The organism is Plantactinospora sp. BB1 (assembly GCF_003030385.1).
Lineage (GTDB): Bacteria > Actinomycetota > Actinomycetes > Mycobacteriales > Micromonosporaceae > Plantactinospora.
This window is the reverse complement of record NZ_CP028159.1, coordinates 2,773,679-2,798,306: the sequence shown is the minus strand read 5'-3', so window position 1 is coordinate 2,798,306 and position 24,628 is coordinate 2,773,679. Positions and strand designations below refer to the sequence as shown.

General features: G+C 73.6%; 19 protein-coding genes. 8 read left to right on the top strand and 11 right to left on the bottom strand.

Annotated features, from left to right (window positions below):
* Positions 1-91: 91 nt before the first annotated feature.
* A complete protein-coding gene (locus tag C6W10_RS12150) occupies positions 92-1,600 on the bottom strand; it encodes an Nramp family divalent metal transporter (protein ID WP_107258157.1) in 1,509 nt (502 codons plus the stop codon).
* Between the two features lie 306 nt (positions 1,601-1,906).
* Here C6W10_RS12150 and C6W10_RS12145 point away from each other — a divergent pair, with 306 nt between their 5' ends.
* Positions 1,907-4,354 carry a hypothetical protein gene (locus C6W10_RS12145; RefSeq protein ID WP_107258156.1) on the top strand — a complete coding sequence of 816 codons (2,448 nt, stop codon included), beginning with the start codon at positions 1,907-1,909 and terminating at the stop codon, positions 4,352-4,354.
* A gap of 35 nt (positions 4,355-4,389) precedes the next feature.
* Here the strand turns inward: C6W10_RS12145 and C6W10_RS12140 are convergent, their stop codons facing one another.
* Positions 4,390-4,722 carry a nuclear transport factor 2 family protein gene (locus C6W10_RS12140; RefSeq protein WP_107258155.1) on the bottom strand — a complete coding sequence of 111 codons (333 nt, stop codon included), beginning with the start codon at positions 4,720-4,722 and terminating at the stop codon, positions 4,390-4,392.
* Positions 4,723-4,829: 107 nt separating this feature from the next.
* The gene (locus tag C6W10_RS12135) at positions 4,830-5,792 is read right to left on the bottom strand and encodes a hypothetical protein (RefSeq protein ID WP_159104557.1); all 963 of its coding nucleotides are present in this window, start codon (positions 5,790-5,792) and stop codon (positions 4,830-4,832) included.
* A gap of 234 nt (positions 5,793-6,026) precedes the next feature.
* Here C6W10_RS12135 and C6W10_RS12130 point away from each other — a divergent pair, with 234 nt between their 5' ends.
* Positions 6,027-8,966 (top strand): tetratricopeptide repeat protein, encoded by a 2,940-nt coding sequence (locus C6W10_RS12130; protein WP_159104556.1) that lies wholly within the window; start codon positions 6,027-6,029, stop codon positions 8,964-8,966.
* A 16-nt stretch (positions 8,967-8,982) separates the two neighbouring features.
* Here the strand turns inward: C6W10_RS12130 and C6W10_RS12125 are convergent, their stop codons facing one another.
* Positions 8,983-9,693 (bottom strand): response regulator, encoded by a 711-nt coding sequence (locus C6W10_RS12125; protein ID WP_369931426.1) that lies wholly within the window; start codon positions 9,691-9,693, stop codon positions 8,983-8,985.
* A complete protein-coding gene (locus C6W10_RS38485; protein ID WP_234361720.1) occupies positions 9,672-11,138 on the bottom strand; it encodes a sensor histidine kinase in 1,467 nt (488 codons plus the stop codon). Before C6W10_RS38485 ends, C6W10_RS12125 begins: the two co-directional genes overlap by 22 nt.
* A 130-nt stretch (positions 11,139-11,268) precedes the next feature.
* On the opposite strand from C6W10_RS38485, the gene C6W10_RS12115 reads away from it, so the two are divergent.
* From C6W10_RS12115 to C6W10_RS12095, 5 genes are all read left to right on the top strand, one after another.
* On the top strand, positions 11,269-12,168 hold the full coding sequence (locus tag C6W10_RS12115; protein ID WP_107258152.1) for an ABC transporter ATP-binding protein: 900 nt from the start codon (positions 11,269-11,271) through the stop codon (positions 12,166-12,168).
* On the top strand, positions 12,165-12,989 hold the full coding sequence (locus C6W10_RS12110) for an ABC transporter permease (protein WP_107258151.1): 825 nt from the start codon (positions 12,165-12,167) through the stop codon (positions 12,987-12,989). Before C6W10_RS12115 ends, C6W10_RS12110 begins: the two co-directional genes overlap by 4 nt.
* 1 nt (position 12,990) lies before the next feature.
* Positions 12,991-13,764 carry a hypothetical protein gene (locus tag C6W10_RS12105; RefSeq protein WP_234359473.1) on the top strand — a complete coding sequence of 258 codons (774 nt, stop codon included), beginning with the start codon at positions 12,991-12,993 and terminating at the stop codon, positions 13,762-13,764.
* Positions 13,765-13,862: 98 nt separating this feature from the next.
* Positions 13,863-15,095 carry a serine hydrolase gene (locus C6W10_RS12100; RefSeq protein ID WP_107258150.1) on the top strand — a complete coding sequence of 411 codons (1,233 nt, stop codon included), beginning with the start codon at positions 13,863-13,865 and terminating at the stop codon, positions 15,093-15,095.
* A gap of 94 nt (positions 15,096-15,189) precedes the next feature.
* Positions 15,190-15,822, top strand: a complete 633-nt coding sequence (locus C6W10_RS12095; RefSeq protein WP_234359474.1) for a hypothetical protein — start codon at positions 15,190-15,192, stop codon at positions 15,820-15,822.
* A 62-nt stretch (positions 15,823-15,884) separates the two neighbouring features.
* On the opposite strand, the gene C6W10_RS12090 is transcribed toward C6W10_RS12095, so the two are convergent.
* The 3 genes from C6W10_RS12090 to C6W10_RS12075 all read right to left on the bottom strand — a co-directional run bounded on the left by C6W10_RS12090 (position 15,885) and on the right by C6W10_RS12075 (position 19,026).
* Positions 15,885-17,057 carry a hypothetical protein gene (locus tag C6W10_RS12090; RefSeq protein ID WP_107258149.1) on the bottom strand — a complete coding sequence of 391 codons (1,173 nt, stop codon included), beginning with the start codon at positions 17,055-17,057 and terminating at the stop codon, positions 15,885-15,887.
* A gap of 1,037 nt (positions 17,058-18,094) precedes the next feature.
* Entirely contained in the window at positions 18,095-18,451 is a 357-nt protein-coding gene (locus C6W10_RS12080) for a MazG-like family protein (RefSeq protein WP_107258147.1), read from the bottom strand.
* Positions 18,452-18,543: 92 nt separating this feature from the next.
* Positions 18,544-19,026 carry a hypothetical protein gene (locus tag C6W10_RS12075; protein ID WP_159079312.1) on the bottom strand — a complete coding sequence of 161 codons (483 nt, stop codon included), beginning with the start codon at positions 19,024-19,026 and terminating at the stop codon, positions 18,544-18,546.
* A 641-nt stretch (positions 19,027-19,667) separates the two neighbouring features.
* Here C6W10_RS12075 and C6W10_RS12070 point away from each other — a divergent pair.
* Positions 19,668-20,204, top strand: a complete 537-nt coding sequence (locus C6W10_RS12070; protein ID WP_107258145.1) for a roadblock/LC7 domain-containing protein — start codon at positions 19,668-19,670, stop codon at positions 20,202-20,204.
* Positions 20,205-20,316: 112 nt separating this feature from the next.
* Here the strand turns inward: C6W10_RS12070 and groEL are convergent, their stop codons facing one another.
* The 3 genes from groEL to C6W10_RS12055 are packed head-to-tail and all read right to left on the bottom strand — an operon-like array spanning position 20,317 to position 24,532.
* Positions 20,317-22,677, bottom strand: a complete 2,361-nt coding sequence (gene groEL, locus C6W10_RS12065) for a chaperonin GroEL (RefSeq protein ID WP_107258144.1) — start codon at positions 22,675-22,677, stop codon at positions 20,317-20,319.
* A complete protein-coding gene (locus C6W10_RS12060; RefSeq protein WP_159104555.1) occupies positions 22,667-23,158 on the bottom strand; it encodes a hypothetical protein in 492 nt (163 codons plus the stop codon). The genes groEL and C6W10_RS12060 overlap by 11 nt, the downstream gene beginning before the upstream one ends.
* Positions 23,159-23,215: 57 nt before the next feature.
* Positions 23,216-24,532: an MFS transporter gene (locus tag C6W10_RS12055; protein WP_107258142.1), complete on the bottom strand. Its 1,317-nt coding sequence runs from the start codon at positions 24,530-24,532 to the stop codon at positions 23,216-23,218.
* Between the last annotated feature and the right edge of the window lie 96 nt (positions 24,533-24,628).

Below are 24,628 nucleotides of genomic sequence, written 5' to 3'. Positions count from 1 at the left end.
CGCATGTCACCTCGGCGGTAAACGGGTTTCGGGGAGGGCACGTCCGCCGAACGCGGCCGGTCCCTCCCCGACGGTCAACTCCGCCGACGGCTCAGAACGTGATCAGCGGGTCACCGACGAAGTCGGCGATGAAGTTGACGAAGAAGAAGCCGAAGAACAGTACGTTCAGCACCAGCAGTACGTAGTGCCAGGGGCGCGGCCGGGCCGGTCGGGGCAGCCGGCTGTTCAGATAGATCAGCAGGAACGGATAGAGCAGCGCGCCGAGGTTGGACATGTTCGCCGACCACTGCACCAGGTTGACCGGCACCGCCAGGTGCAGCACCACCGAGATGACCACGAGCAGCAGCAGCATGAACGGGTAGTAGAACTTGCGCGGGTCGCCCTCCAGCAGCCGGCGCAGCCGGGGACTGGTCGCGTGCGCGGCGTCGGTGCTGACCCGCACCATTCCCTCGAAGATGCCGAGCTGGGTGCTGAACAGCACCAGTACGCCGATCAGCAGCATGCCGTAGAACATCAGCGGCCCGTAGTCGGGTTCCAGGGCGGTGGCCACGAAGGTCGGTACGTTGGACGCGGTCGGCGCCTCGCCGGAGAGCTGCACCGCCTGCGCCATCAGGATGGTGGGGAGCAGCATGCCGAGCATCGCGCCGACGAAGAAGACCCCCCACATGTCGATAAGCAGCAGCCGGTACCAGCGCCGCCACCGGGCCGCGTTCGTCGGGTCGTCCGGGAAGGTGACCCCGTTGGCCAGCAGTTCCCGGCGGTCGCCGCGCAGCCCCGAGATGTAGCCGGTGCGGAAGCCCATCCCGTAGCCCTTGTCCCGGTAGTGGCCCATCACATACCAGTTGAGCCCGGAGACGAGTGCGGTGAAGCCGGCCAGCCCGCCGAGCTGGGTCGCGGTGATCCCCTCCGGTGGCGCGGCCGGGGTGACGAAGCCCCGGATCCCCTCCCACCAGATGTCCCAGGGCACCACGAAGAGCGCCACCAGCAACAGGGCGAGCAGGATGACGCTGACCATCACCCAGTTGGCGAGTTCGAGGGCCCGGCTGATCCGCTTCGCCCCGGCGGCGATCAGGAAGACCAGCACCAGCAGCGCGATCGCCCAGAGTCGGGGCTCCTCCGCCCCGGCCGGCGGGGCCTCGCCGTGCACCAGCGCGTACATGCCCTGGCCGGCCGAGGCCGCCCACCCCCCGGCGATGAACGCGAAGATCACCAGGAACACCGACACCGGCACCCAGAGCAGGTAACCGGGCGGCACCCGCCCCCAGCCGACCACCGGAGCCTCGCCGGTGGCCATCACGTACCGGGAGCACTCGATGTTGTAGAAGGTCTGCAACACCGCCGAGATCAGGATGACCCAGCCGACGCCGACGAAGCCGAACTGGCCGACCGCCTGCGGGCCGAGCAGCCACTCGCCGCTGCCGATCGAGATGCCCAGCGCGATCAGGCTGGGACCGAGGGCGTACTTGACCAGCTCGCGGGGGCCGAGCCTGCGGACCTTGAAGACCTCTTCGGGCTCGGGCAGGTCGGCCACCGCGAGCGGGGGACGGCTGGCGCCGAGTGGATAGGAGTGGACATCCGGGACCTCTGTTGCTTCCGCCATGAGATGCCTCCTTGGGAAGATCCCCCCGGGCATCAATCGTCATCCATCGGAAACCAGTACGCAATGATTGATCTCCATCAGCGCCCGGCCGGCGGCGGACCCACGACCCGGCACCGGGATCCCGGTTGCACCCGATCGGGTCGGCGACGGTGCCGTGTCGGGGAACCGACCGGAACCGTTGACCAGACCGGAGCACGGTTGAGGTGTCAGGTTCCGTTCCCGTTCCGGGTGCCCCGAGGTTCGCCGGCCAGGCCGGCGAGCGGGCGCACCACCTGCCGCGGACCCTAGAAACCCAGGTGGTACGCCATGCCGCTGCAGCGCTACGACACGTCCCCGATCCCGCGTCCGTCCGGGCTCGTCCCGCCGGCCGCCGACCTGACCGGGATCACCGAACTCCGGTTGCACGGGGTGGGCGGGACGACGCCGGAAGACCTGCTCGCCGACGCGGCGCCGCAGCACGTCTCCGGTGACCGGATCGCCGGCTTCTACCGCACCGCCGACCTGCCCGGCCGGCACGTCGAGGCGTACTCCTGGGGTGGGATGACCTCACGCAGCGGCGCCCGGGTGCTCTGGCTGCTGCTCTTCCCGTTCGCGCTGGCGAACGTGGCCGGCTGGATGTGCAGCCCGCAGACCCACCGCCGGCCGGCGCTGTTCCGGCTGCACCGGGCCGCGGTCCGCTGGGCGGCCCTCGGCCTGACCCTCAACCTGCTGCTCGTCGCCGCGATGACCGGGATGGAACTGCTCGGCTACCAGTGCGGCGGGCAGTCCGGCTGCGCCGACGACGCCTGGCCGGTACGCCTGCTGCACGACCCGCTGCTCGCCGGTCACCCGGCCCGGCGGATCCTGGCCGGCGCCCTGGTGCCGCTCGCCATGGTGGTCCTGCTGGCGGTTCTCGCGTTACGCACGATCAGCCGCTACGAGGCGGCCAGCCCCGGTGCGCCCGCCACCGGCCCGGCCAGCACCGAGGGGGCGACGGCCGGACCGTCGACCGCCGAACCGGGGCCGAAGGTCCGGGGTGCGGCGCGCTGCGGGATCGGGCTGGGCGATCCGGGCTTCTGGGACGGCCGGCGCGGCGCACTGGAACAGGGCTACCTGCACATCGCCGCCGGGCTCGCCTTCGTCGCGCTTGTGCTCGGGCACACCGTACGGGAGACGGCACGGCTGGCCGGGGCGCCGGTACACGCCCCGGTGCTGGCCCGGGTGGCGCTGGCACTCGCCGTACTCGTCCTGGTCGGTGCGCTGGTCTTCGTGGCCGCGCAACGCTGCCCGGCACCCGTCGCGGCGGTACTGCTCGGTGCGGCCGGTTCGGCGGTCTGCTGCGCCGGCTGGTTCGCCGCCGTGCAGCCGGCGTACCCGCAGTCGTTCGGCTACCTGCCCGGCATGCGCGCGGTGGCCGGACTGACCCTCGGCGGGGTACTCGGCACCCTGCTGCTGGTGCTCGCGGCCGTGCTGCCCGGCGGCTGGCGCCGGGGCACCTTCGTGATCTTCGGTCCGTTCGTCGCGCTCACCCTCAGCGTCTTCGCGCTCAACGTGGTGCTGATCAGCCTGATGACCCGGATCGCCGCCGTCACCGCCGAGGTGTCGACCCGGGTGCACCTGCCGGACGCGCCGCCCGAGCAGGTCGAGTTGTATCTCTATCCGGTCCTCGGCCGGCTGGTCCACTACCTGACCCTCTTCCCGCTGGCGCTGATCCTGCTCTTCGCCGCCTACGAGCTGGTCAGCTACTGGCGGGCCGGGGCGGACCGGGCCGAGCGGGAACGGATCCGGGCGTGGTACCGGGAGCACTCGCCCCGGCCGCAGACCGAGCCGCGCTGGCAGCGCAGCTCCCTCACCGACGAGGCCCGCCGGCGGCAGCGCACCGTCCGGCTCTGGCAGGCGATGCTCGGCCGGGGCTGGGAGGCACGGATCGCCCGGGCCCGCCGGTTCGCCCGGATGCCGCACGACGTCGACAAGCTGCTCACCGCCATCGCGGCGATCGGCACGGTCCTGCTGGTCGTGCTCCAGGTGCGGTACTGGGTCTTCGGCAAGCTGCCCTGGGGGACACAGTGGACCTTCACCCTCGGCAGCTACCTGGCGGCCGGCATCCCCGTCCTGATCATCCTGGTACTCCGCCGGGGCTGGCGGGACCTGCACAGCCGGCGCCGGATCGGGGTGCTCTGGGACGTACTCACCTTCTGGCCGCGCGCCTACCACCCGCTGGCGCCGCCGTCGTACGCCGAGCGGGCCGTTCCGGAGTTGCAGCAGCGGCTGTGGCGGATCCACGACAGCGGCGGGCGGGTGGTGCTGGCCGCGCACAGCCAGGGCACCGTACTGGCCGCCGCCGCGCTGCTACAGCGGGACAACCGGCCGGACGACGACGTGGTCGCCCTGGTCACCTTCGGCTCGCCACTGTCCACACTCTACGGCTGGGCCTTCCCCGCCTACTTCGGCGAACGGGTGCTGGGCCGGCTCGCCCCGACCGGCGGCGCTCCCGGGGTGGCGCTGCACGCCTGGCGGAACTTCTACTACCGGACCGACTACATCGGCGGCCGGATCTTCACCGCCGGACGGCCACCGGCCGAGGTCGACGTGGAGCTGCCCGACCCGGTCAGCAACTGGTACGTGCACGGGCAGCCGGCCCCGGCGGCGGCCCGGCACTCCGGGTACTGGGTCGACCCCGCCGTCTGGCGGGCCGTGGACGACCTCGCCGAGGCGGTCGGCGCGGTACGCCGGGTGCCCCGGCAGGGCCGGTCCGCGCTGCACGAGGAGGCCTAACCAGCAGGAGGCACAGCCAGGAGGCACAGCCCGGATCAGGGGGCGATGCGGAGCCGCCGGATCGCCGTGTCGTCGTACTCCTCGAAGCGGAAGCGGAGCCCGGCGAAGGGGCTGCCCGGGAAGTCGCCGGTGATGGTGGCGGTCACCACCGTCCCGGCCGGGGTCGGCGCGACGTCGGTGATCTCGTAGCTGACCAGTGGCACCGCAGCGCGCCAGCGGCGGATCTCGGCGACGCCGTGGTAGGTCTGCCCCTCGTCCTCGACCACGGCGTCCTCCGCGAACAGCCCGAGGTACGCCTCGGTGTCCGGCCGTGAGGCGTACTCGAAGTATCGCCGGATGATCTCGGGTGTGGGGTTTCCGCTGGTCATGCTGCCCCTCCTGACGCGGACGGCCGGCGGATGCCGGACATCGCCGATCCTGCACCACGGCTACGACAGCCACCGTCGGTATCCGCGGATCCACGGTCGGTCGGCCGTCACCGTCGGGTCTGCCGCGAGTACGCCAGCGCCGCCACCGTCAGCCCCAGCCCCCAGAGCAGGTACGCCGGCATCGAGACCCAGAAGAACCAGAGCGGGTACGTCCCGTCGCCCGGATCCCAGCTCCCGGTGACGGTCTCCACCGCCAACTGCCCGGTGCCGACGCCGAAGTAGACGACCAGCAGCAGGCCGAGCCCGAAACCCGGACCGAGCAGCAGCCAGCGGGGCACCGGCCGCCCGCCCCGCAGCGGCACCCAGCGCGGGAAGACCCGCCCCCAGGAGTGCGCCAGAGCCAGCGGCAGCAGTACTCCGGCGAGCAGGAACCCGACCTCGAAGGCGAGTACGGCCGGCCCGTCGGCGAACGGGATCTCCGCCGTTCCGGCGGCGTACTGCGCGGCGAGCCGGGCCAGGCACCCGGCCACCGCCAGATACGCCGCCGCGAAGGCCCACCGGGGCGTACCGGCGATGCGGCCGCCGAAGAGCGGGCGGTCGCCCCGGACCCGTCGCCGGTACCCGTTGGTGGCGACCGCCAGCAGCACCCCGCCGGTCAGACAGCCGAGCCGGCCGGCGATCCCGGCCGGGTCGACGGTGAGACCCAGCCCGGGGATGAGCACGGCGACGACGTCCAGCAGGAGCAGCGGGCAGAGCGTCACCAGCGCCGCGCTCACCCCCCAGCCCGCCCCGGCCAGCGGCCACCGCCAGCGGTCCGCCCGATGGAGCGCGACCGCCAGCGGTGCCGCCGCGCCGACCAGGGCGACCGCGCCCCAGCCGGCGACCGGGAAGAGATCGGTACCCAGCGGCGGGAACTCCGGCGCGTCACCCGACGCCCAGTGGACCCGCAACCCCCCGTACCCGATCGCCCAGAGCAGCACCGCGCACGGTGCCCAGGCCGGCGCGGTCCGGCCCGGCCAGCCCCGCCGTCGCCGTGCCCGTACGTCGATTCCGTGCCGCTCCCCGGTCATGTCCCCAGCCTCGCCGCCGCCGGTCCCGGCCGGATCCCCCACGCGACGGGCCGGCCTCCCCCGTCGGAGGGACGCCGGGTCGGCGGCGGAACCACTGGTGCGGCAGGGACGGCAGCACCCCAACGAGGCAGGCGAGAACGGGCATTCCGGGCCGCAGCCGTTACCACGATCTCTAGCCTGGAGGTGCGGATTCGTCACGAAAGGGGACCGAACCGAGAACCATCGGTGGCCGAGATGCCTCATCGAGCAAGAAGAACGTCGCACGGTATCCAACGGTCCGAGCAGTGGGAGCAGCCAGCGCCCCGGCGGATCGGCAGAGAATCCCGGGCCGCGCCCGCCGCGCTGCCGATGCCCCGGCCCGGCCGGGCCCTCGGCTGGCAACTCCTCAGCACCGGAGCCCTGCTCGCCGCGCTGGTCTGGATCGGCCGGGCGCACCTGCGGGCCGGCCGCCCCGACACCTGGCTGCTCAGCCCGCTCGACGGTCTCGCGATCACCATCGGCGGCGACGGGCCGCACCCGATGCGGCACCGGCTCGGACTGCTCGTGCTGGCCGTGGTCTGCTTCGCCGCCTGGCGGCACCGCCGCCGGGTCCGGCTCGCCTACCGGCCCGGACCGGTCGACGTGCACGAGTTCACCGACGCCACCCCGGACCGCAGTGCCCCGGTCGACGACCTGAAGAGCCAGTTCTGCCAGCGGCTCTCCGAGACGCACATCTATCCGCCGTACGCCGGACCCGCCGACCCGCCGCCGGAGACCTTCCTCGACGTGGCCAGCGGGGTCGACCCGCGCAGCGGCAACCCGCTGGTCATGCTGCTCCAGATGCTGCCCCGGCTCTGGCCGAAGATCGGCTACCGGGTGACCGGGGTGTTGCAGGTACGCGCCCAGGAGCCCTGCTACGGCGTCTGCGCCACCGTCACCTCGTTCCTCGGCGGCGGCCGCAGCGCGATGACCACCCAATGGGGCGGCACCTGGGAGGAGGCGACCCGGCGGACCGCGTACTGGGTGCTGGCCACGATCCTGCCGGTGACCCGGCTCGGCCGGGCCGCCCCGTGGCGCAACTGGTGCGGTCGGGAACTGCCGGCGGCGCTCTTCGCCGCCTACAACAAGGGCAAGGAGTTGCAGGACCGGCGGCAGTTCGACGAGGCGCTCCGCTACTACGGCGTGGCGCTCGGGCTCGACCCGTTCAACGCCGACCTGCGGGTGATGGTGGCCAGCGTGCAGGAGGAGATGGGACTCTTCCTGGACGCGCTCGACACGTACCAGTCGGCACTGGTGCTGCGCGAGCAGGGCGGCTGGTACGACGACCACATCTGGACCACCCGCGCCGACCGGCTCCGCGACCTGCCCCGGCACCTGCTCGGTACGCTGCGCCACCTGCGCCGCCGCCCGGATTCGATCAAGCTGCGCTACCAGTACGCCTGCACCCTCGCCTACACCGAGCGGACCGTGCACCAGTGGTTCAAGCAGGACGGGATCGGCGACCGGGAGAAGGTGCGCCGGCAGATGCGACAACGCCTGGAGAAGGCGTTCGTCGACCGGTACTGGCCGGTGGTGGTGACCTTCGCCGACGCGCCCGGCGAGCCGGCCGCCAAGGAGTGGCTGCGCCGGGTGCTGCGGGAGTTTCCCGAGGCGACCCGGGTGGTGTTCCAGATCGCCGCCGCCCAGGAGCTGTACCGGCTGCGCGAGGACACCGTGCTCGCCTGGTTCGTTCGGGCCAGCCGCTCCGAGGTGACCCACTCGGCGCTGCTGCTGCTCCGGGACGTCTGGGCGCCGCTGCGGCTGGCCCGGGCGTGGCACGACTGGGCCGCCACCGGCTGGCAGCCGGTGCACCGGCCCGGCACGTCCGGGACCGACGGGCCGGCGCACCAACCCGCCGCGCCCGGAATCGACGGGCCGTCCGCCGACGGCGGGGAGCCGCCCGAACCGGTCGGACCCTTCGACGACGGGGGCTGCCTCGCCGGCTGGTGGCGGCGCGGCCCGCGCACCCGGGCCCGGGCGCTGAGCCGGGAGTGGCCGTGCGGCGGGGTACTGCTGGACCGGGCCATCCGGCGGGCCCAGCGCCGCCGGTGGCCGAGGCGCCCGCTGCGGTCGTTCGACTTCTACAACGCGGCCTGCACCTACGCCTTCGCGCTGAAGGGGTACTTCCCGGAGTTGGAGCGGTCCGCCCCGGCGTACCTCTCGGCGGCCGGCCGGGCGCTCTGGCGGGGCCGCCGGCTGATCGCCGACGCGCTGCCGCTGGCGTACCCGCCCCGCTGGCACCGCCGGCCGGCCACCCCGCCGCTCGCCCCGGCCGGTCCGGTGGCCCCGGAGCCGACCCCGACCCCGCACCCGCTGCCGCCACCGGTGGCGCCGCTGGTGGCGAAGGCCGTGGAGCAGCTCCGGGCCGCGCTGGCCTGCGCCGAGAGCGGGGTCGCCGCCGACCGGCTGCGGCGGTGGATCCTGAGCAGCGAACCCGATCTCGCGCCGCTGCGCCGGTTGCAGGACTTCGGGTACTTCGAGGAGGAGGTGTACCCGAGCCTCAAGGTGGTGCTGCCGCGCCCGGACAAGGTGATCAACTCCCGGATGTCGGCGTACGCCAAGGAGTTGCTCCGGCAGGGTGCCGTACTCCTCGAACAGACCTGGCACGACCGGGCCCTGCCACCCCGGACCGCCGACCCGCACCAGCTGATCCGCTGGCTCGACCTGGACGCGGAGACCTGGGACACGCTCTGCCGGATCGCCCTGGACCACGCCCGGTACTGGCGGGACCGGGCCGAGTTCATCCGGCTGCTGCGCGAGGCGGTCGACCCGATCCGGCTCGCCGAGGCCCGGTTCCCGCCGGCGATCCCGCGCTACGACGACCTCTGCCTCGCCGGCGCCGACCGGCTGGTCGGGGACGGCAGCCGGACCGAGGAGAACATCGAGCGGCTGGCCCGGCACAACATCGCGCTGGTGGACCGCCGGCTCAACGCCATCTACCAGACCGTCGCCGAGCACGCCGGGGACGGCAGCCTGCGCGCCCGGCGCCGGCTGGCCGAGCTGGACTACCGGGGCGAGCCGCTGCGCGGTGACGAGGCGCAGAGCATCTGCACCCGCCAGGCGGGGCGGTGGCACCAGGTCGCCGAGCGGATGCGCGAGACCGGCCCGGTGGTCGACACCAGCGGCCTGGAGCCGCTGCGCCCACGGGACCGCTGACCCGTCGCCCGCACAGTCAGACCAGCTCGGCGTCGTGCACGAGCAGGGCCACCTGGACCCGGTTGGTCAACTCCAGCTTGGTCAGCAGCCGGGAGACGTACGCCTTCACGGTCGCGACGCTCATGAAGAGCGCGGCGGAGATCTCGGCGTTGGACCAGCCCCGGCCGATCGCGACCGCGACCTCCCGCTCCCGGGCGCTGAGCGCGTCGAGCAGCCGTACCGCGCGCTCCCGCCGCAGGTCGGCGTCGCGCCGGGCGGTCGTACCCGCGCCGGTCACGTGTGCGATCAGCTTTCGGGTGACCGTCGGGGAGAGCGTCGCCTCGCCGGCCGCGACCCGGCCGATCGCCGCGACGATCTCGGCCGGCGGGGTGTCCTTGAGCAGGAAGCCGCTGGCCCCGGCCCGCAGCGCCCGCAGCACGTACTCGTCGACGTCGAAGGTGGTCAGCACCAGGACCTCCGGCGGCTGCGGCAGCCGGCGCAGCGCCTCGGTGGCGGCCAGCCCGTCCATCCGGGGCATCCGGATGTCCATCAGCACCACGTCGGGGCGGTGTGCGGCGACCGCCGCCAGCACCCCGCTGCCGTCGGCCACCTCGCCGACCACCCGCAGCTCCGGCACCCCGCCGAGGATCATCGACAGCCCGGCCCGGACCAGCGCGTCGTCGTCGACGATCAGCACCCGTACCGGCCCGGCAACCTCCTGCCCGCTCACGCCGGCCACGGTAGCCAGGCCGCCAGCCGGAAGTCACCCGAGTCGGTACGCCCGTGCTCCAGCCACCCGCCGAGCAGCGCGGTACGTTCGCCGAGTCCGACCAGCCCGGTGCCGGTACCCGGGATCAGCGGCAGGGCCGACTGGCCGACCGGCCACGGGTTGCGTACCTCGACGCTGAGCCCCAGCCCCGGCCGGCCCCGCGCGGTCACCAGCACACTCGCCCCCGGGGCGTGCTTGCGGGCGTTGGTCAGCCCCTCCTGCACGATCCGGTACGCCCCCCGCCCGACCCCGGCCGGCGCGGTCTCCGTCGAGGTCAACTCGGTACGCAGGTCCACCCGCATCCCCGCCTCCCGGGACTCGGCCACCAGCGCCGGCAGGTCGTCCAGGGTCGGCTGCGGCCGCTCGGGTGCCCGGTCCGGCCCGACCGGTGGCCCCGACCGCCCGGTCACCGGCACCGGCGGGTACGGCGGGTCCGGTGGGTACGCCTTCGGCCCGGACCCCCAGCCGCCGGAGATCGGCGCCGGCTCGACCGCCCGCTCCCGCTCTCCCCCGACCACCTGCTCCGCTCCGAGCACCTGCTCAGCTCCGCCCACCTGCTCCGCCCCGCCCACCTGCTCCGTCCCGCCCTCCGGCGGGTCCTCCCGGAGCACACTGATCACCTCGCGCAGGTCCTGCAACGCCTGGTGCGCGCTGGTCCGGATCACCCCGGCCGCCCGGGCGATCTCCTCCGGCGGCGCGTCGGGGCGGAACTCCAGCGCCCCGGCGTGCAGGCTGAGCAGCGAGATCCGGTGCGCGAGTACGTCGTGCATCTCGCCCGCGATCCGGGTCCGCTCCAGCCGCCGGGCCGCCTCGACCCGCAACCGCTGTTCCGCCTCGGCCCGGTACGCCCGGTCCCGCCAGGAGAGCACGAGCTGCCGCCGGGCCCGGATGAACATCCCCCAGGCCAGCACCGAGGCGGTCAGGACCACGCTGAGCACCATCCCCACCCACGGCCCGTCGGACGGGTCGGGATTGCGGTACTCGTAGAGCACCGCGGCCCCGAGGTGTGCCACCAGCAGCGGGCCGGCCACCGAGAGCGGCCGGTGCACCACCAGGGTCAGCAGGATGATCAGGATGGCGATCCCGGACGGGGTGGAGAAGAGCGCCACCGGCAGGGCGGCGGCGGCGAGCGCGACCGGCCAGCGGCGGCGTACCCAGAGCGCGAGGCAGAGCGCGGTGGTCAGTACGGCGTCGATCGCGACCGCGAGTCCCGAGTCGGCCCGGTCCGCCACCAGGGCCGGCTGCGGTCGCATCACGTCCCAGAACGCGGCGAACGCGTAGCCGGAGGCGATCAGGAAGCAGAGCGTGTCGACGACCCAGTCCCGGGTCGACCGGCGCGGCCGGCGCCGGCCGGTGGCCGGGTCGGCGGTCAGGGCGGCCGGCAGCAGCCAGGGATGCTCCGGCCGAGCCGCCACACCAGTCATCAGCCAACTGTACGAACCGGCGCCGGGACCGGACACCAACCAAAGTCGACGTCCGGAAGTAGCCGAAGGTCGCCGGGGATGGACTCCGGGCCGCAGCGCCCGGCCGGCCGGACCCGGCAGGCTCGACCGCATGATCAGTGTCGAACACCTGACGAAACGGTACGGCCGGCACACCGTCGTCGACGACGTCTCGTTCCGCTGCGAACCGGGCACGGTGACCGGGTTCCTCGGCCCGAACGGTGCCGGCAAGTCCACCACCATGCGGATGATCTGCGGATTCACCCCGCCGAGTGCCGGCACCGCCACCGTCGAGTCGGTCGACTACCGCCGGCTGCCGAACCCGGGGCGCCGGGTCGGGCTGCTGCTCGACGCCGGTGCCCAGCACCCGGGGCGGACCGGGCTGGAGACGCTGATCCTCTCGGCCCGCACCATCGGGGTCTCCCGGCGCCGGGTCGACGAGTGCCTCGACCAGGTCGGGTTGAACGCGGTCGCCGCCCGGCGGCGGGTCCGGGCGTACTCCTTGGGGATGCGTCAGCGGCTCGGCCTGGCGCAGGCGCTGCTCGGCGACCCCCGGGTGTTGATCCTGGACGAGCCGGCGAACGGCCTCGACCCGGAGGGGATCTTCTGGATGCGCGGCCTGCTGCGCGACTTCGCCGACCGGGGCGGAACCGTGCTGCTCTCCTCGCACCTGCTCCGCGAGGTCGAGGCGGTGGCCGACCGGCTGGTGGTGATCGGCGGCGGCCGGGTGGTGGCGCAGGGCAGCAAGGACGAACTGCTGGCCGACGCGGGCGCGCTGGTCCGGGCCCGGGACCCGGAGGCGCTGCGCGCCGCCCTGGACCGGGCCGGGCTGCCGGTGCGGTCCGGCACCGACGGCGGGCTGCTGGTCGGGGCCGATCCCGGCGCCGTCGGGCAGGCCGCCGCCGACTCCGGCGTGGCGCTGCTGGAACTCCGGCCGGCGGAGAGCGCCGGCCTGGAGCAGATCTTCCTGACCCTGACCGCTGGCGACTCCGTCCGGGAGGCCGTGAAATGACCACCGACACCACTGGGCGCACCGACACCAGGTCCGCCGGCCCGGCGGACCGACCCGGCGGGTACGACAGCGTCGGCCGGCCGACGCTGCTCCGGTTGACCCTGGTCGAGCTGCGCAAACTCGCCGACACCCGGGCCGGCTACTGGCTGCTGATCACCATCGGCCTGATCGCGGCGATCATCGTGGCCGTGCTGCTCTTCACCGCTCCCGACCCCGACCAGCGGTTCGAGTACTTCTTCGCGCTCTCCCAGATCCCGGTCGGCATCCTGCTGCCGATCCTCGGCATCCTGCTGGTGACCACCGAGTTCTCCCAGCGCACCGTGCTGACCACCTTCGCGCTGGTGCCGCAGCGGCACCGGGTGGTCGTCGCCAAGCTCGGCGCCGGGGTGGTCGCGGCGCTGATCTCCGTACTGGCCAGCCTGGCGACGGCCGCCCTCGGTACCGTGATCGCCGGGCTGACCGGCGACGGCGGCTCCTGGTCCACCGACCTGTCGGCGTTCGTCGGCGCGGCGGTCTTCCAGACGGTCAACGTGCTGCTCGGCATCGCGTTCGGCCTGCTGTTCCAGAGCACCCCGCTGGCCATCGTGCTCTCCCTGGTACTGCCGATCGCCTGGTCCATGCTCGGCGGGATGATCGAGCGGCTGCGCTCCGCCGCCGAGTGGCTGGACACCGGGCTCACGACGGCCGCCCTGGTCGAGCCGCCGGACCCCGGACACCTGGACGGCGGGCAGTGGGCCCGGCTCGGCGTCTCGGTCGCGGTCTGGGTACTGCTGCCGCTGCTCGCCGGGCTGATCCGGACGGTACGCCGGGAGGTGTCCTGAGGTGACCGCCGAGGCGACCCCGCCGGACCGTACCCGGGCGTCCCTGCCCGGCGAGCCGATCGTGGTGGCCGAGCCGGCCAGCCTGGTGGCGCTGGTCTGGATCCTCTTCCCGCCGCTCGGCGCCGCCCTGCTCTGGCTGGTACAGGCCTCGGCGGGCTGGGTGGCGTCACTGCGCTGGATGCCGATGCGCGGCCCGTTCATGCTGATCGACGCGGTCGACGAGCCCTGGGCCACCGGCGGCGCGCTGCTCCTCGGCACGCTCGGCGGACTGCTGGTGGCCGGGATCGCCGCCGCCGAGCGGCTGACCGTCACCGTCGCCCGGGACGGGGTGACGCTGGTCCGGGGCACCGCCACCCGGCGGGTCGGCCGGGCCGAGATCACCGGGGCGTTCCGGGAGGGGAAGCGGCTCGTCCTGCTCGGGCCCGCCGCCGAGGAACTCGCCCGGGAGTCGTCGGACCTCTCGGCCGACCGGCTCCGGGCCGCCTTCGAGGCGCACGGCTACCGCTGGTACCCCGACGGCGACCCGTACCGGGCGGAGTTCCGGCGCTGGGCCGATGCCGACCCGGAGCTTCCTGCCGGAGCGAACTCGCTGCTCAAGGCGCGGCAGCGGGCGTTGGACAGCGGCGACAAGGCGGATGTGGCCGAGTTGCGGGTCGAGCTGACCCGGCTCGGCGTGGTGGTCCGGGACGAGGGCAAGCGGCAGTACTGGCGCCGGACCCGGCCGCCCGGAGCGCACCCGGACGGGTCGGCCGGTCGGCCGGTGGGGCCCGGCTGACCCGGTGGCCGGACGTACCGGCCCGGGTGCGGGGTGTGCCGGGACCGACAGTCGACGGTCGTTGCCGCCCTTTCCGGGGCGGCAGTATGGTTCGGCGAATGAGCCTCCAGCGCAGCGTCGACCCTGACCAGGTCGGCTTCGACCCGGCGAGGCTGGCCCGGGTCGACGAGCACTTCGCCCGGTACGTCGACGCGGGGCAGTTGGCCGGCTGGCAGATCGTGGTGACCCGGCGGGGCGAGATCGCGCACTCTTCGACCTACGGGATGCGGGACCGCGAGGCGGGGCTGCCGGTCGAGTCCGACACCCTCTGGCGGATCTACTCGATGACCAAGCCGGTCACCTCGGTCGCCGCGATGATCCTCTGGGAGGAGGGCCGGCTCCAGCTCACCGACGAGATCAGCCGCTGGCTGCCGGAGTTCGCCGACGTCCGGGTCTACGACCGGGGGTCCGCCCTGAAGCCCTACACGGTGCCGGCGGTCGAGCCGATCCGGGTCTGGCACCTGCTCACCCACACCGCCGGGCTGACCTACGGCTTCCTACAGACCTCGGTGGTCGACGGGCTCTACCGGGCCGCCGGATTCGACCTCTATCCCCCGCCGGGCTTCGACCTGGCCAGCGCCACCGAGGGCCTGGCCCGGCTGCCGCTGCTCTTCCAGCCCGGCACGGCCTGGGGCTACTCGGTCGCCACCGACGTGCTCGGCCGGCTGGTCGAGGTGGTCTCCGGCCAGTCGCTGGACGCCTTCTTCACCGACCGCATCCTCGGCCCGCTGGGCATGACCGACACCGGCTGGTGGGCCGAGGGCGCCGACGCGGACCGGCTGGCCGCCTGCTACGCCGCGCACCCCGGCACCGGCCAGGCGATCCGGTACGACCAGGTCGGCGCGCTGGCGCTCAAGAAGCCGCCGCTGCTCTCCGGCGGTGGTGGGCTGCTCTCCACGGCGGCCGACTACCACCGGTTCACCCAGTTCCTGCTGCGCGGCGGCGAGCTGGACGGGGTACGCCTGCTCGCGCCGCGTACGGTCCGGTTCATGACCCGCAACCACCTGCCGGAGGGGCAGGACCTGGGGCGGCTCTCCACCGGCGGCTTCGCCGAGACGTCCTTCGACGGGATCGGCTTCGGGCTCGGCTTCGCGGTGGTACTCGATCCGGTGCCGAGCCGCACCCCGAGCAACGCGGGCGAGTACTACTGGGGCGGCATGGCGAGTACGGCGTTCTGGGTCGACCCGGTCGACGAGGTCACCGCGCTGCTCTTCACCCAGCTCGTCCCCTCCAGCACCTATCCGCTCCGGGCCGAACTGCGTCAGCTCGTCTACGCGGCCCTGGTCGACTGACCCGGGCCGCCGGCCGGTTCGGTGCGCCGCCGCCCGGCCGGCGGGGCTGGCGCGGCAGGGGTAGCGTGTTGATCGCATCCGGGGGAGGTTCGCCATGGCGATGAGGGCGAAGCGGGTGAGTCTGCTCGACATCGGACTCGACTCGTCGTTCGACGCGGCGATGACGTTCGTGCAGTCCACCTTGCAGAACATCAACGCCGAGCACCAGCAGCCGATCGTCGACATCGACTTCGTCCGCTCCCGCGACCCGGACACGGTGCTGACCGCCTTCACCGCCTCCTGCGACGTACTGCACGTGATGGCGCACGGCGACCACAGCAGTACCCCGACCTTCGCCAGCAGCGACGGCCGGACGAAGATCTCGCTGGAGGCGCTGGGCGAGGAGGCGGCCGCCCGGGGGCGGGGCATCTCGGCGCACGCGATCCTCGCCGACGGCTGCCGCACCGGCACCGGCGCCTGGCAGAAGGCGGTCCGGGACTGCCTCCAGGACGAGGTCACCTACATCGGCACCTCGGCACAGATCGGCTGGCACGAGAGCGGCGTCTTCTGCTCCGCCTTCTACGGCGCGCTGTTCCGGAACCGGGGCCGGGGGATGACCCCGGCCGAGCAGGCGCAGGACGCGGCCGAGCGGGCGATCGAGGCGTACACGCTGCTCACCGACCGGCACTGCCCGTTCCGGGTGCTCACGCTGAGCCCGAGCCGCTGGGCCCGGATGGCGCTGGCCTGATCTCCGGACGCCCGGCGCCACCGAATGTCCAGGGGGTCCACCGTCGGGCAGATCTCCGCAGGTCAGGCCGCTGATCGGGGGGTCGTCGCCCGGGAGAACCGGGTCGACCCGCCGGGCCGGCGCCCTGCCGGTGCGGGCAGCCGGGAGGTGCTCGGCGGTGCGATCGCCTGCTGCCAGTGGTTCAACATCGGCAGCAGGTCCCAGCCCACCTCGCGCCGCCGGGACGCGGCGGCGACACAGCGGGCCCGCCAGCTCCACTCGTTGAGCTGATTGGCCGGCCCGGTCAGCTCGGCGCGCAGGTCGAGCAGGACGTCGACGGAGTGCCGGAACGCGGTGCGGCTCCGCTCGCCGTCCGGCCGGTCCAGCAGCCAGCCCAGGCCCCGGCCGGCACAGGTGGCGCAGTCGCAGTGCCACATCCCGTTGTCGGGGTGGCGGCGCATGGTGGCCTCGATCTCCGGCAGCGGCGCGTACGACAGGCACTGCCGGACCACCGCCGACGGCCGGGGCACCCCGGTGGGTGGGCCGGAGCCGGCGGGCCGGCGCGGATCGAGCCGGCGCAGCGCGGGTTCGGTGCCGATCGCCACCGCGGTCACTCCGGAGCAGAGCACCCCGAGCACCGGCAGGTCGGCCCGGAGCACCAGCACCGGCACCCCGCAGCCGAGCAACTGGAGCAGCCCGCGCACCGTACTGGCCGGGGTGAACGGGTTCGCCGACTCCTCCACCACGACCGCCACCGGTACGCCGACCGCCGCCACGTAGCGGAGCAGGGTCTGCCGGGCGATCCGGTCGGCGAGCCAGGACGGGTGCATCGGCAGCAGCGCGATGGCGTCACCGAGCCGGGCGGCCCGTTCGAGGATCCCGGCCAGGCCGGCGCTGTCGTCCCGGTCCAGGTAACCGGAGTCGGTGAGTACCGGAAGTCCGAGGTCCCGCTGGCAGTCGATCCAGCGCGGGTCGAAGGGCGCGGCGGCGGGCAACCGGCCGTCGCCGGCGTACCGGGCCGCGTCGAGCAGCACGGGACGGCGGTAGTGGTCGACCTCCCGCAGGTGCCGTGCCCGGCCCAGGCAACCGCGCAGGTTGCCCCGGTCGGCGGTGACGACCAGGCCGCCGCCACTCCGGTCGGCCACCTCGGCCGCCAGGGTGACCTGGCTGGTCCGGCAGTGCAGCAGCAGGCTGCGGTCGAGATCCCCGATCCGCCGCCCTGTGCCACCCGATCGCCCGTCAAGGTCCCGCGCCACGAACCCTCACCCCGCTGATCGTCGTCAAGACATTGATCACCATGAGTGCTTAAATGGTAACTCGACGCAACCGAGTGGGGTAACGGGGTGCGATTCCTTTGGCAGATCGCGGAAAGTGGCTTGGCCACCGCGACCGGTTCCGGTAACGGAACCTCACGCCGCCCGGCCGGACACGCAACTCCGCGTCGACAGGTGACTCTCACCCGTCGACGTGGGCCCACCTCTCGAATCTGGGAAAGATATCGAGCCGCGAGACGCTCTGCGCGACCAGCCGGACGGCGGTCGGCTCAGAGCACCATCTCTCGCCAGCCCGGGCGCCCACCTAGCCAGGCGTCCGCGAGGATGCGCGCGGACGCCTCACCGGGGCACTGCTGCACCTTCGAGCGCCCTTGGGCGCCCCCGACCTGGGCCTCGACTTCCCATCGCTGCCCATCCGTACGAATGTAGACGTCGCGCCGTGCGCGCGGACCCCGATCGCCGTTCCACCAGTGCCGCTCGACTCTCACCCAATCACGGTATAGCACGGACGGACCTGCTGGATATCCTCAATAACCAAACCTTGACCTCCCGGTTATCGTCCGCGCTCCGCGAACGCCCGGCGGCCCCGGTCCGATCCGGTTGCCGAACCGTCGGACCGGGCACCCGGACATCGACCGGAACGGGGATGTCCGATTCGGGGGGCGGGGTGCCGGGGCGTCACCGGGAAGGCGGCTACCGGGCGCGGATCTCGATCGAAGGTCCGGGCCGGCCGGTGCCGTGCTCGGCGTACCCGGCGGAGAACCGCAGGTGGCGGAGGGATCGGCACCGGGGCGGGCTGGGCCGGCCGTCAACTACGGGGGAAGGTGACGGTCGGGCTGCGGGCACCCGCCCCGGGGCCTGTCCGGGGTCGGCCGACGACGACGTCACGCCGGTGGCCGACCCTCCACCGGTCCGCCGCCACGTCGGCGGAGGGCGGCCCGCCGGCGTCGGGTCGCGCGGCGGACCGACCAGGGAAGCATGTCGTCGTCCCGGACCCCGATGTCGGACAATCCGTCCGCTCAGCCCGAAACCGCCGACGGCCCCGACCCGGCACCGCGCCCGGACGTCTCCCGAAGCCGGTCCCGCACCCGGGCGGCCCGGGCGTCCAGCACCTGCCGGGCGTCGAGGTCCAGACTCTCGATGGCGACCAGGGCGCTGAGCGCGACGTCGGCCAGCTCGGCGGCCACGTCGTCGAGGCTGTGCGTGACGCCCTTGCGCGGATTCTGGCCGGTCAGCCCGATCCAGGCCCCGGCCGCCTCGCCGGCCTCCTCGGTGACCTTGAGGATCCGGCAGGTCAGCTCGGCCCGGTCGGTTCCGTTCGCCCGGTCCAGCCAGGCACGTGCGGCGCGGACCGTCGCCCAGGTGGGGTCGCTCACCGCCCCACGGTAGCGGTGCCGCCCGGCCGCACCCGGGCACCGCCGCCCGGCCCGCCGGCTCGACCGTGCCGGGGACCGTCAGGGCGGGGCCGTCATCCGTCGGTCGTGCGGAGGATCTCGGTACGCCCCACCGGCGCCGGCCAGACCTGCAACAGATAGTCCTCCGGCCGGTCGGCGACGGGCCGGCCCAGGCAGGGGTGCCGTCCCCGGGCGTGCACCCGGACCCGATAGCTGCCCGCCCCCCGGAAGCTGATCCGGGGGAAGTCGGTACCGCCGCCGCGCGCCGACCGGACGTGCGACTGGCCGACCGCCGTCCGGTACGAGATCTCGACCGCGTCGTCCCAGCCGGCCGTCTCCGCCGCCGGCCGTTCGACGTGCAGCTCGACGGTGAGGTTGGCCCAGCCGCCACCGCAGCCGGTACGCACCAGCAGCGCCCCCTCGGTCACCCCGACCAGGCCGTTGTCCCGGGTGTTCGCCTGCCAGTGCCAGCGTGGCGGCGGGTCGGGATCGGTCAGGCAGAAGAAGGACCGGGCGACGCGTACGACCCCGGCGCAGACCCACGTCGCGTCGGTCACCCGGTATTCGAGCAGCGACCCCGCCCCGAGCGGTATCAAGGTCGCTCACCCGTTCCACGTCGGGCGGTGATGGGCAACACCGCGCTTCTCCCCGCGTCAGCGCATCGGACAGTTGTGTTCGTGAATGTCCTCCCTTGCACTCTGACACAGCGCCTCGATGCCGTCCACTCGCATCCGGCGATGACCTGGGAAGCGCACGTGCATTTGCGGTTTGCAGACGCCACGTGCAGTCACACTCCGTTTTGGTCACTGTGCGCAGTGGCGCGGTGCGTAGAACGACCCCCCATGCCGCGCAACATCGGTCGTATCGCCCTGTTCCATCGCGGACGGGTCAACAGTAAGTTAGCTGCACAGACAAATACCTGTCTCGCGAGATGCAACTTGCACCAAGGCATGCCACTCTCCCCGGAGGAGCAACTCGCGCGTCAGACCGGCCGCCGCCCACCTCGCCGTTCAGCGGTGACGGCACTACGGGCAGTGACGTTCACACCAAGAATGGAGGCGCTGTCAGTGGCGAACCACCAGCCGATCAGGCCGCTGAGCTCCCGCGCGGGCAAGGAATCCGTCCGTCCTGCTGCTCCGGCCTGCCCCCAGGTTGACCTCGCATCCGTGTGCCACCCGCGACCGGCCGAGGAGCGGTGATGACCGTGACGCAGTTCCAGGACGCCAGAGGGGACCTGTTCGACAGCCCGCTGCCCCGGCGTTCTCCAGGGGCCCAACTGGACAGTGGCGGCGAGGAAGACCTCCCCGAGGGCGCTCTCGACCAACTCGGTGCCGGCACCGCCGGCCGGCACCGTCCCGGCCAGTCGGCCCTGCACGCCGAGTTGGGCGTGCTCCGGGACCGGGTGCCCGGGGTACGCGGCGCCGTCCTCGCGGGCATCGATGGGCGACTGCTCGGACACGACCTCACCGCCGGCCCCGAGCCGCTCGACCTCGCCGCGCTCGCGGCGACCACGTTCGGGCTCGGTCGGCAGTGCGGCATGACACTCCAACAGGGTCCGCTGCGCGAACTGACGGTCCACAGCCACCAGGGCTACTTCACGGTGTACGGGGTGAGCGACCACGTCCTGCTCGCCGTCCTCGGCGACGACCGGTTGAACGTGTCGTGGCTGCACCTGGAGGCCGGACCGGTCGCCGAACGGATCGCTGACCTGCTGCACGTCGGCGGCACCACGTAGCAGCATGGGCTGGGGCCGGCGTCGGGTTCGCCCGACGCCGGCCACCCGCCAACCCCGCCAACTCCACTCCACCCGCCGGAGCGCGGTCCGTCCCGCCGGACAGCCCGGCGGGTCAGCCGATCATCAGGTAGCGGGTCACCACCCCGGCCGCGGCGGTGACCGCCTGGCGCAGCGTCGCGGCGGCGTCCACGATGCCGGCGTCCAGCGCGGTGACGTACGAGCCGCCGACCACGTCGAAGGTGACCCCCGGGCCACGGCGGCGCAGGTCGGCCGGCCCGGCGGCCGGGTTCCGCCCGGCGTTGCGCATCAACTCCTCGTACGGCGCGGCCAGCGCGTCGACCACCACCGCGTAGCCGAGCGCCTCGTCGCCGCCGCGCGGCACCCGGGGACCGATCCGCCCGGCGACGGTCAGCAGCGCCGCCCCGCCACCGGGTACGAGTCCCCACTCGACGGCCGCCTTCGCGTTGCGTACCGCGTCGTCGATCTGCCGTTTGCGCTTCTTGAGCTGCCCCTCGGTGGACTCGCCGACCCGGATCACCGCCACCCCGCCGCCCAGCCGGGCCAGCCGCTCCCGCAGCAGCTCCCGATCGTGCCCGTCCGGGCGCCGGGCCAGCTCCGCCCGCAGCCCCCGCACCCGGCGCCGGGCCAGGTCCGGGTCGCCGGCCCCGTCCACCAGGGTGGTGTCCCGGCGGGTGGTGATCACCTTGCGGGCGCCGCCCAGCACCTGGCCGGTGGCGGCGGCGAGCCCACCCTCGGCGTCGCCGACCACCTGCGCCCCGGTGAGCAGCGCCAGGTCCGCCATCATGGTGCACCGCTCCTCGTCCGGCCAGGGCAGCCGCACCGCCACCGCGTCGAGGGTGTGCCGCATCTTCCCGACGATCAGCGCGGTGAGGGCGGCGTCCCGGATGTCCCGGGCGAAGACCGCCAGCGGCCGGCCGGAGCGGCCGACCTCGTCCAGCAGCGGCTGCAACTCCGGTACCCCGGAGAGCCGCTGGTCGACGATGAGGATCGACGGGTCGTCGAGTACCGCCTCCGCCTCCTCCGGATCGGTCACGAAGTACGGCGAGACGTGCCCGGCCGGCACCCGGATGCCCCGGGTGAGTTCGAGTTCGAGGCCGAAGAGGTTGCTCTCCTCGACGATCACCACGCCGTCCTTGCCGACCCGCTCCATCGCGGTGGCCAGCAGGTCGCCGACCACCTCGTCGCCGGAGGCGATCGTGGAGACCATCTGGAGCTGTTCCTTCGTCTCCACCGGCACGGCCAGGTCGCCCAGTTCGGCGAGTACCGCCAGCGCGGCGGACTCGATCCCCCGGCACAGCGCCACCGGGTTGGCGCCGGCCCGCAGTGCCACCGAGGCACCGTCCAGCATGGCCTGGGCGAGTACCACCGTGGTGGTGGCGCCGTCGCCGACCCGGTGCCGTACCCCCTCGACCAGTTCCCGGACGTAGCTGGCGCCGATCGCGTCCCGGCTGTCGTACGCGGTGAAGAGCCGCACCACGCTCGCCGCGTCGGCCAGTTCGTGGTACGCCCCGGAGGCGTCCTCGACCAGCACCCGCCGGCCGAGCGGCCCGAAGGTGCGCCGCACCAGGTCGGCGCCGGCCCGGAAGCCCCGGGCGACGATCGCCTGGTGCCGGTTGTAGTTGCTCGGCCGGGGCACCGCCGCGGCGCTCGCCTCGACCGCCCCGCCCGGCCGGTTCTCGCCGCTCCCCGGCGGGTCGGCCGTCGGCGGGACGGTGGCGAGATAGATGTGCGGCTCGGCGTTGTAGGCGCTCCACTTCGGCTTCTGGTCCGGCCGGCGGCGGACCACCCCGTCGTGCACGTACCGGAACAGCTCGTCGACGCCGACCCGCCCGTCGCCGTCCAGGTCGGCACCGCCGGTGGCCAGCCCCTCCAGCAGTACGTCGGTGAAGATCGAGCCACGGGGTGCGGACTCGACCAGCCCGTCGGACTCGAAGGCGTACTCGTAGCTGTCGCAGGCGCTGATCACCACGTACCCCCGGCCGACCTGGCCGTCCAGCGCACCCTGCGGCGCCGCCTTGAAGCCCTCGGCGAACGCACCGGCGAAGCAGCAGTCCAGCACCAGGACCTTGGCGGCGGCCCGGCACGCCTCCAGTTGCTCGTTGACGAAGGAGCGGGAGATGGCGGTGCTGGCCGGTCGGGTCCGCACGGTGTTGGCGGCGGCGAAGTAGAGCCGGTGGAACGGGTCGACGATGCCGTGGCAGGAGAAGTAGAGCAGGACGAGGTCGTCGTTGACCCGGTCGGTGAGCAGGTCCTCGATCTCCCGGCGTACCTCCTGTTCGGCGGCGTCCTGCAAGGTACGGACGGTGAAGTTGCCGACCGACGGATCCTCCAGCACCGCCGCCAGCCGTTCCACGTCCTGCTCGGGGGCGCGGAGCTGGTCCAGCGACGGGTCGTCGTACTCGCCGACCGCGACCAGCAGCGCGTAACGGCCGGTCGGCGGGTTAATCGGCACCGGAGGAGCCGGTACCGCTCTGTGTCGGTGGCACGCCGAGCCACTCGACCACCATCTGCTCGGTGTCCTCGCCGGGGGCGCTGATCGTCAGGGTGCGTCGTCCGTCCCGCAGGACGATCCGGCGGGCGGCGCCGCGCTCCAGGAAGGCGACGGCGACCTGGGCCAGCGCCGCGACGGTGGTGGCCGAGAAGAGGCCGGTGACCACGAGTTCGGCGAGTGATCCGGCGGCGCCGCCCTTGCGGACGGCCGGGCCGGTGCCGCCGTAGCCGCCGCCGGGCAGGTCGCCGAGGTCGGGCGGGGAGTCCGGTTCCTGCGGCGAGGGGTCGGGCGGGACCGGCGGATCGTCGACACCGGGCCGGACGACGTGCAGGATCGTCCGGGTGTGCAGCTCCCGAGCCAGCGCGGAGGCGGATTCGGCGTCGCCGCGCGTGCTACCGGGGACCGGCCCGGAAACCACCAGAGTGAGCACACCACCATTCATAGAGTAATGGTGTCGTAACAATAAGTAACCGCATGTCGGGTTGCCGACACTCTCCCGTCAGCCTGCCGACACCGGCGCCCCGGCTCGGTCGGCCAGCGGGGTGGCGGGCGGGGCGGGCGCGTCCGGCCCGGCGGTTCCGGCGGGACGGCGGCGCAGCAGCATCGAGAAGACCGCGGCGGCGGCACAGAGCGCCCCGGCGACGTACCAGGCCAGGGTGTAGCTGCCGAGCTGGTCCCGGATCAGCCCCGCGCCGGTCGCCGCGACCGCCGCGCCGACCTGGTGGGCGGCGAAGACCCAGCCGAACACCACGGCACCGGCGGTCCCGAAGTACTCCCGGCAGAGCGCGACCGTCGGCGGCACGGTGGCCACCCAGTCCAGCCCGTAGAAGATCACGAAGACCAGCATGCTCGGCCGGGCCGAGTCGCCGAAGAGGCTCGGCAGCACCAGCAGCGACAGCCCGCGCAGCGCGTAGTAGCCGGCGAGGAGTACCCGGCTGTCGAACCGGTCGGTGAGCCAGCCCGACGCGATGGTGCCGGCGATGTCGAAGAGCCCGACCAGGGCGAGCAGGCCGGCGGCGGCGGTCTCGGTCATCCCGTGGTCGTGCGCGGCCGGGATGAAGTGCGTGCCGACCAGCCCGTTCGTCGAGGCGCCGCAGATCGCGAAGCCGCCGGCGAGCAGCCAGAACGCCGGGGTCCGGGCGGCGGTGCGCAGCGCACGGATCGCCCGGGACGCTGCCCCGCCGGTCCGGGCCGGCGGGGGCACGACCTCGGTGGCACCGTAGGGCGGCAGGCCCAGATCCGCCGGGTGGTCGCGCAGCAGCCACCCCACCAGGGGTACGACGGCCAGCGCCGACCCGGCCACCACCAGCGCGGCAGCCCGCCACCCGTACGCCTCGACCAGGTTCGCCAGCAGTGGCAGGAAGACGAGTTGTCCGGCGGCACCTCCGGCGGTGAGTACCCCGGTGACCAGTCCCCGGCGCCGGACGAACCACCGCCCGGTCACGGTGGCCACGAAGGCGAGCGCCATCGACCCGGTACCCAGCCCGACGAGTACGCCCCAGCAGAGGATCAGTTCGGCGCTGGTCCGCATGAAGACGGTCAACCCGCTGCCGGCGGCGACCAGGGTCAGCGCGGCGGCGACCACCCGCCGGATGCCGAACCGGTCCATCAGGGCGGCGGCGAACGGTGCGGTCAGTCCGAAGAGCAGCAGGTTGACCGAGACCGCGGCCGAGATGGTCGCCAGTGGCCAGCCGAACTCCTGGTGCAGCGGGTGCAGCAGTACGGACGGCGTGGCCCGGAACCCGGCGGCGCCGACCAGCGCGACGAAGGCGACGGCGGCGACCACCCAGGCGGGGTGCAGGCGGCGGGAACTCACCCGACGAGTCTGCGGGCCGGCGGGGACCCGGACGAGTGGCCGGACAGCCAGGATGCGCAAGAATTGGGCCAACACGACGGGAGAGCGGAGCAGCGG

Excerpts from the sequence above, each read along its gene's own strand:
- C6W10_RS12150 (WP_107258157.1), bottom strand. The coding sequence starts at position 1,600 with ATGGCGGAAGCAACAGAGGTCCCGGATGTCCACTCCTATCCACTCGGC.
- C6W10_RS12145 (WP_107258156.1), top strand. The coding sequence starts at position 1,907 with ATGCCGCTGCAGCGCTACGACACGTCCCCGATCCCGCGTCCGTCCGGG.
- C6W10_RS12140 (WP_107258155.1), bottom strand. The coding sequence starts at position 4,722 with ATGACCAGCGGAAACCCCACACCCGAGATCATCCGGCGATACTTCGAG.
- C6W10_RS12135 (WP_159104557.1), bottom strand. The coding sequence starts at position 5,792 with ATGACCGGGGAGCGGCACGGAATCGACGTACGGGCACGGCGACGGCGG.
- C6W10_RS12130 (WP_159104556.1), top strand. The coding sequence starts at position 6,027 with ATGCCTCATCGAGCAAGAAGAACGTCGCACGGTATCCAACGGTCCGAG.
- C6W10_RS38485 (WP_234361720.1), bottom strand. The coding sequence starts at position 11,138 with ATGACTGGTGTGGCGGCTCGGCCGGAGCATCCCTGGCTGCTGCCGGCC.
- C6W10_RS12115 (WP_107258152.1), top strand. The coding sequence starts at position 11,269 with ATGATCAGTGTCGAACACCTGACGAAACGGTACGGCCGGCACACCGTC.
- C6W10_RS12110 (WP_107258151.1), top strand. The coding sequence starts at position 12,165 with ATGACCACCGACACCACTGGGCGCACCGACACCAGGTCCGCCGGCCCG.
- C6W10_RS12100 (WP_107258150.1), top strand. The coding sequence starts at position 13,863 with ATGAGCCTCCAGCGCAGCGTCGACCCTGACCAGGTCGGCTTCGACCCG.
- C6W10_RS12095 (WP_234359474.1), top strand. The coding sequence starts at position 15,190 with ATGGCGATGAGGGCGAAGCGGGTGAGTCTGCTCGACATCGGACTCGAC.
- C6W10_RS12070 (WP_107258145.1), top strand. The coding sequence starts at position 19,668 with ATGACCGTGACGCAGTTCCAGGACGCCAGAGGGGACCTGTTCGACAGC.
- C6W10_RS12060 (WP_159104555.1), bottom strand. The coding sequence starts at position 23,158 with ATGAATGGTGGTGTGCTCACTCTGGTGGTTTCCGGGCCGGTCCCCGGT.